General features: G+C 36.5%; 4 protein-coding genes and 2 rRNA genes. 2 read left to right on the top strand and 4 right to left on the bottom strand.

Annotation, left to right across the window (positions count from 1 at the left end):
* Together B5X53_RS15040 and rrf are read left to right on the top strand one after the other, a co-directional pair.
* Positions 1–93: ribosomal RNA gene (locus tag B5X53_RS15040) — 23S ribosomal RNA — on the top strand; the annotation flags it as partial.
* 139 nt (positions 94–232) lie between these two features.
* A 5S ribosomal RNA gene (rrf, locus tag B5X53_RS15035) occupies positions 233–341 on the top strand.
* 266 nt (positions 342–607) lie between these two features.
* Here rrf and B5X53_RS15030 read toward each other — a convergent pair.
* From B5X53_RS15030 to B5X53_RS15015, 4 genes are all read right to left on the bottom strand, one after another.
* On the bottom strand, positions 608–829 hold the full coding sequence (locus B5X53_RS15030) for a DUF6095 family protein (protein ID WP_075327581.1): 222 nt from the start codon (positions 827–829) through the stop codon (positions 608–610).
* Positions 830–838: 9 nt separating this feature from the next.
* Positions 839–1,657 carry a DUF4249 domain-containing protein gene (locus B5X53_RS15025; RefSeq protein WP_079714056.1) on the bottom strand — a complete coding sequence of 273 codons (819 nt, stop codon included), beginning with the start codon at positions 1,655–1,657 and terminating at the stop codon, positions 839–841.
* Between the two features lies 1 nt (position 1,658).
* On the bottom strand, positions 1,659–3,986 hold the full coding sequence (locus B5X53_RS15020) for a TonB-dependent receptor (RefSeq protein ID WP_232764077.1): 2,328 nt from the start codon (positions 3,984–3,986) through the stop codon (positions 1,659–1,661).
* 199 nt (positions 3,987–4,185) lie between these two features.
* The gene (locus B5X53_RS15015; RefSeq protein WP_079714053.1) at positions 4,186–6,405 is read right to left on the bottom strand and encodes an NADP-dependent isocitrate dehydrogenase; all 2,220 of its coding nucleotides are present in this window, start codon (positions 6,403–6,405) and stop codon (positions 4,186–4,188) included.
* Positions 6,406–6,809 lie beyond the last annotated feature (404 nt).

Below are 6,809 nucleotides of genomic sequence, written 5' to 3'. Positions count from 1 at the left end.
GGACCGTGGGAGACGACCACGTTGATAGGCCATAGGTGTAAAGGCAGCAATGTCATAGCCGAGTGGTACTAATAATCCGTAAAGCTTGATGCGATGCTTCCTATCCTGCAAGGGATGGGAAGCACTTGAATGCTTACCGCAGTATTTCTTTATTTTTTGTTTCTTAAATATGTCAACGTTATTAGGAGTTGGATAGGATGTTTCAAGACGTTTTATGCCAAACTCAAAGACTTAAGGTGGTTATGGCAACGGGGCTCACCTCTTCCCATTCCGAACAGAGAAGTTAAGCCCGTTAGCGCAGATGGTACTGCTATTTGTGGGAGAGTATGTCACCGCCTTTCTTTAGAACCCTTCATCATTCATTTGATGAAGGGTTTTTTTTATGCGGTAAAGTGAAGGAATAAAATATCCCAGTTTCTTCAAACTAATTTTATAAATATAGGATAGAGTATATAGATAGATTAAAGTCTAAAGGAAAGCACTTAAGAGCTATCGATTTATCGATTATTTGCTTAGAACAGGTTGATAAACTTCAGCTTATATTAGTATAAATAAGCCTTAGTATTATAACTTCATTTTATTGGGAGTTCTTTTAAGGTGTATTGTTTTAGTCGAAAATTGATTTTACAATGGTCATAATTCCTCGAAACATTAAAAATATTGCTGCTATAAGAGCAATAATCCCTACGATTAATACAGGTATATAATATGGATGATCCTGATTATTAAATGCGGTAAACAGTACTGAAGGGCCTATTAAGCTTAGGGGCAAGGCAAACGCCAGGTACTTAACTCCTTTTCCTAATATTTTTTTGTTAGTATGTTTCATTTTAATTTCTTACTGCACAATATATGTAGTAGAATCGACTTCTGAAAGTCTAAAGTATCCAAATGGGTAATTTTCGGGATTGGTTTGGTTTACTATATTTCCTTTAACTGTTGCTGGTGGGGATTGAAACGGGCCTCCACCGCTATTGCCTCCCTGGGAGCGAAGTATGTATAGATAATTATAAAAGGCCTCTGAAATTCCTTCCATAGTAATATGAATTTCATTTTCTGCGGCCAAATCTTCGTTAGAATAGTTAGTGGAAACCTGGTTGCCGTCTGTAAATTCATCTTCATAAATTTCCAGGGTAAATTTTGAAGTAGATATATTACTAAAGCTAAAGAGATAAAAATTGTCTTGCCCGGCCGGGTCGGTAAAAAATACTTCAACTTCAAGGTCTTCCCGGGTAAACCCGCCTTCGTTGTTTTGCTCAATATAATCTATACCTGCTACAGGAACAAAACTGGACGTAGCCGTGTAAAGCTGGTCATTATAATTTATTTCCAGTGTATAATTTTTATCAAATTCCGGAATAAAATTGGAATTCAGGTATATACCATTTTCCTGGTGTGCAAATATAAATTCTTCGCCATTACCTGTATTAATAATAACTTCTGCATCAGTTACGGGTTCAACTCCTTCTTCGTAAAAGCCAATGGTCTCTGATAATTTTATTTGCTGATTATTCCCAGGAGTACCCAGGTACCAGAGCATAGATGCATCAATAACTAATCTTGGTTCACTTTCCTCCAAATCTAAATCTATTACTTCCTCACAGGAAGTGAAAGTAAAAAGAAGGGCTAAAAGTGATATAATATATAAATTTTTCATCTTAAAAATTGAAATTATAGGTTATGGAAGGAATAATTCCGAACAGGCTTAATTTTGCCGATTCGTTTCTTCCGGTATCGTCATTCTCTCTAAAACTTATAGAATTAGCGTTTTTTCTGTTGTAAACATTGTAAATGCCAAAATTCCATGAAGATTGAAAACCTTGTTTTTTATTAGGTTTCGGGATATAGGTAGCTGAAAGATCGAGCCTGTGGTAGGCCGGTAATCTATTACTGTTTCTATCTCCATAAACCGGGACATTTATTCCGTTAAAATCATATTGTCCCATAGGGTACGTAACCGGTAAACCGGTTTGAAAAGCAAAATTTGCGCTAAAATCCCATTTTTTATTATAATCGTAAGAGGCGGTAAGACTTATGTCGTGTGTTTTATCATAATTGGTAGCGTACCACTTTCCATTATTAATTCCGCTTTCAACCGCCGTTCTCCCGGGAGTTTGTTGTTCAGATCTGGACAAAGTGTAGGCTACCCAGCCGGTAAACCGCCCTTCGTTTTTCTTAGCTAAAAGTTCAAGACCATAAGCCCGCGATCTCCCATTTAAAATTATAGTTTCAATATTATCATTCGCGATAAGGTTTGCTCCATTTACGTAATCTATACGGTTTTGAATATCCTTATAGAAAACTTCAGTCTCTAAACTATATTTTCCGTCATTAATATTTCGAAAATATCCCAGTGCGTATTGGTCAAGAATTTGAGGTTTAATAAAAGGTCCACTGGGGGCCCACACATCTAATGGAGTGGGAGAGTTGGTATTAGAGATTAAATGTAAATACTGCGCCATCCTGTTATAGCTCGCTTTAAAGGACTGATTTTCGCTGAAATTATATGCTAATGCCAATCTTGGTTCAAGGTTGGAATAAGTTTTTATAACCTCAGACCTGGAATAGGAATTCTGGTCTACAGGTTGTGCTTCCTCATAAATATCAAGTGCTTCATTGTAAATAATCGGGTTGTCATTTTCATATTCATTTAAACTTTCCTGTCCCAGTCGTAAAAAATTACTAAACCTAAGACCATATTCTGCCGTAAGTTTATCTGAAATATTATGTTCTACCGAAAAGTAAGCTGCATTTTCAAGCGCATATTTATTGGTAAGTTTAAAGAAATTAATGCCAGAATTTTCATCTATTGGAGCAATCTCACCCGGGTTAAATTCGTGATAAGTGCTATGAAGCCCGTATTCTAGTTGAAAAGTATCGTTTAAATAATGGTTAAAATCATATTTAATATTTAGATTTTTAATACCACTGTCCCAATTGAAGCCCACAAAATTGAGGGTTAGTCCGTAGTAATAATCACTGTAAATAAGTGATAAATTGGTAAAAATATCATCTGAAACCACGTGATTCCATCTAAGGTTAAAGACTGAATTCCCGTAGGTATTCAGGAAATTCTGGTTGATATCAAAAACGTCGCGACCAAAATATCCTGAAAACAGTAATTTATTTTCATCATTTAATTTATAAGTCAGTTTGGTGTTGAGATCATAGAAGTAAGCAGAGTTTGGATTATCGGCCAGTTTCAGAAATAAGTGCGCATACGAACTGCGGCCAGCAACCAGGAAGGAACCTTTATCTTTCACAATAGGTCCTTCAGCCAGTAATCTGCTTGAAATCACCCCAATTCCGCCTTGTGCTTTAAACTCTTTACTATTTCCGTCACGCTGGTAAATATCCAGGACCGATGATACCCTGCCGCCATATTTGGCCGGAATTCCACCTTTGTAAAGTTTTAAATCTTTTACGGCATCTGGATTAAAAACCGAAAAGAAACCGAAAAGGTGAGATGAATTAAAAATAGTAGCTTCATCTAATAAAATTAGGTTTTGATCTACCGCACCACCCCGTACATTAAAGCCCGAAGCACCTTCTCCTGCATTAGAAACTCCCGGTAGAAGCAATAAAGATTTTACGATATCTACTTCACCAAATACAACCGGTAATTTCTGAATTGTATTTATAGAAAGTTTATTAACGCTCATTTCCGGGCTCTTAATATTAATACCTTCATTATTAGATTTTATAACAACCTCGTCTAAACTTTCAGAACCTTCAGTCATTTCGGTATTAAAGGTAGTATCTTCTGAAATTGTAATTGTTTCGCTTATCGTTTGAAAACCCAGGTAAGAAATTTCAAGTGTATACGTGCCTTCGGGTAGTTTTATGGAATAGAAACCGTATTCATTAGTAACCACACCTTTTTGTTCTTCGGGAATAATAACATTTACTCCTATTAATGTTTCATTACTAGATGCGTTGGTGATGGTTCCTTTAAGCGTATAGGTTTCCTGAGCATTGATTCCCATTGAGATACATAGGAAAAAGAGTAAAAGCGGAAAGTGAAATGATAAGTTCAAATTTTTCATGTAAAGATAGTGTAGAAACAGAGCAAATTAAAAATTTACAGAAATTATTAAGATTTGTTTAAAAACATTAAACAAAGAAATAATAAAAAAGCCGGAAAATTACTTCCCGGCTTTATAATCTATTAAAATTCTAACTAGTTTATCCTAGAATATCATTCAACAATTTGCTGGGTCTCATCGCCTTAGAAGTAAGATCTTCGTCTGGTTTATAATAGCCTCCAATATCTACCGAAGATCCCTGAGCATCGATTAATTCCTTATTGATTTGCTCTTCGTTTTCCTCTAATTTTGAAGCAACATTAGCGAAATGCTGTTTTAGCTCAGCATCTTTATCTTGTGCGGCCAATGCCTGAGCCCAGTATAGAGCCAGGTAAAAATGGCTACCGCGATTATCCAGTTCATTCACTTTTCTGGATGGCGATTTACTGTTCTCAAGGAATTTATTGGTTGCGTCATCTAAAGCTTCAGAAAGTACCAGGGCTTTTTTATTCTCATATTTTTCACCTAAATGCTCCAAAGAAGCTGCAAGTGCAAGAAATTCTCCAAGAGAATCCCAACGCAGGTGGCCTTCCTTAAGGAACTGTTGTACGTGTTTTGGGGCTGATCCACCGGCACCGGTTTCAAACAAACCACCACCATTCATAAGCGGAACGACAGAGAGCATTTTTGCACTCGTTCCTACTTCTAAAATTGGGAAAAGGTCGGTTAAATAATCTCTTAATACGTTACCGGTAACAGAAATCGTATTTTCTCCGGCTTTGACCCGTTCCAAAGTATATTTTGTTGCTTCAGCAACTGACATTATTTTAATGTCTACACCAGAGGTATCATGATTTGGCAGATATTCATTTACTTTTTTGATGAGTTCTGCATCGTGAGCGCGGTTTTTATCTAACCAGAAAATTGCCGGCCAACCTGTAGCTTTTGCCCGGTTTACCGCTAACTTAATCCAGTCCTGTACCGGTGCATCCTTTACCTGGCACATTCGCCAGATATCTCCTTCTTCCACTTCGTGCTCGGTTAAAACTTTTCCGTTTTTATCTACCACACGTACGGTACCAGCATTAGAAATTTCAAAAGTTTTATCGTGAGAACCATATTCTTCAGCTTTTTGAGCCATTAAACCTACGTTTGGAACAGTTCCCATTGTAGTGGGATCAAAAGCGCCGTGTTTTTGGCAGAATTCAATCGTTTCCTGGTAAAGTGGAGCATAACTACTATCTGGAATTACCGCCTTGGTATCCTGGGTTTCGTTATTTTTATTCCACATCTGGCCTGAAGTTCTTATCATTGCCGGCATTGAGGCATCGATAATTACATCACTTGGAACATGAAGATTAGTAATTCCTTTATCAGAATTTACCATCGCTAAATCGGGACCTTCTGCAATATCGGCCTTAATTTTAGCTTCAATTTCAGCTTTTTTATCTGCCGGAAGTTTTTCAATGGCATTCAATACATCTCCAAGTCCGCTGTTTGGATCGGCGCCTGCATTTTTAAGTTCTTCTCCATATTCAGTGAAAACATCTTCAAAAAATACACGTACTGCGTGACCAAAAATAATGGGGTCAGAAACCTTCATCATCGTGGCTTTCATATGTAAAGAAAATAGCACTCCTTTTTCCTTAGCATCTTTTACCTGTTCTCTAAGAAACTGTAGAAGCGCTTTTTTACTCATTAAAGTAGCATCAATAACTTCGCCTTTAAGCAGGTGCAGGTTATCTTTGAGCACTTTTTTGTCTCCACTTTTAGAAGTAAACTCAATTTTTACATCGGTTTCTTCACTTAAGGTTAAAGATTTTTCATTAGCTTTAAAATCACCACCGTTCATTGTCGACACATGAGATTTGGAATCTGAACTCCATTCTCCCATAGAATGAGGATGTTTTTTTGCAAAATTCTTTACAGCTTTTGGAGCTCGTCTATCTGAATTTCCTTCACGTAGCACCGGATTTACGGCACTACCTTTTACTTTATCATAAGTGGTCTGGATATTCTTTTCTTCATCATTTGAAGGTTCATCCGGGTAATCTGGTAATTTATATCCTTTCTCCTGAAGTTCTTTAATGGCAGCTTTTAACTGCGGAATAGAAGCACTAATATTAGGTAACTTAATGATGTTGGCTTCAGGTTTTTTAGCCAAATCTCCAAGTTCGGCCAGGTCATCACTTACTTTTTGATCGGCTGAAAGGTACTGTGGAAATTGAGATAAAATTCTACCTGCCAGGGAGATATCCTTGGTTTCCATCCCTACATTTGCCGCTTTGGTATACGACTTTACAATAGGATAAAAAGAATAGGTAGCTAAAGCCGGAGCTTCATCTGTTTTGGTATAAATGATCTTTCCAATCTGTGTCATTTTGTAATTTTTATAGCTGATTAATTTTGAAATGTCTAAACTCAATAAACGCCCAATTTTCACTGGGCGTTCGAGCTCTGCGCAATATAATATTTTTCAAGCTTTTATCATAGCTGAAGCAAGATTAAAGCTTGTTAATTATTCCAAAAAAGGCATGAAAAAAGCCACTTCATCTTAATAACTAAAATGAAATGGCTTCTACTGAAATAATACGTTCTCACTGAATTTTCGAAATTCATTAAGGGAAAAATCCCGGTGTGCATTATTTCAATGATTCAAAAATTAAAACTTCGAGAAGTTATATTTCTGAATCTAAGGGGTTTTTATCTTTCAAACTATTTTTGACCTGGCAAAACATGAGCGTTATATAGAAGATAAAAACCATATGTAAAGATTTTTAGACT

The organism is Salegentibacter salinarum (genome assembly GCF_900168115.1).
Taxonomy (GTDB): Bacteria; Bacteroidota; Bacteroidia; order Flavobacteriales; family Flavobacteriaceae; genus Salegentibacter; species Salegentibacter salinarum.
Note: the sequence above shows the minus strand (reverse complement) of the source record. Positions and strands in the feature narration are given on the sequence as shown.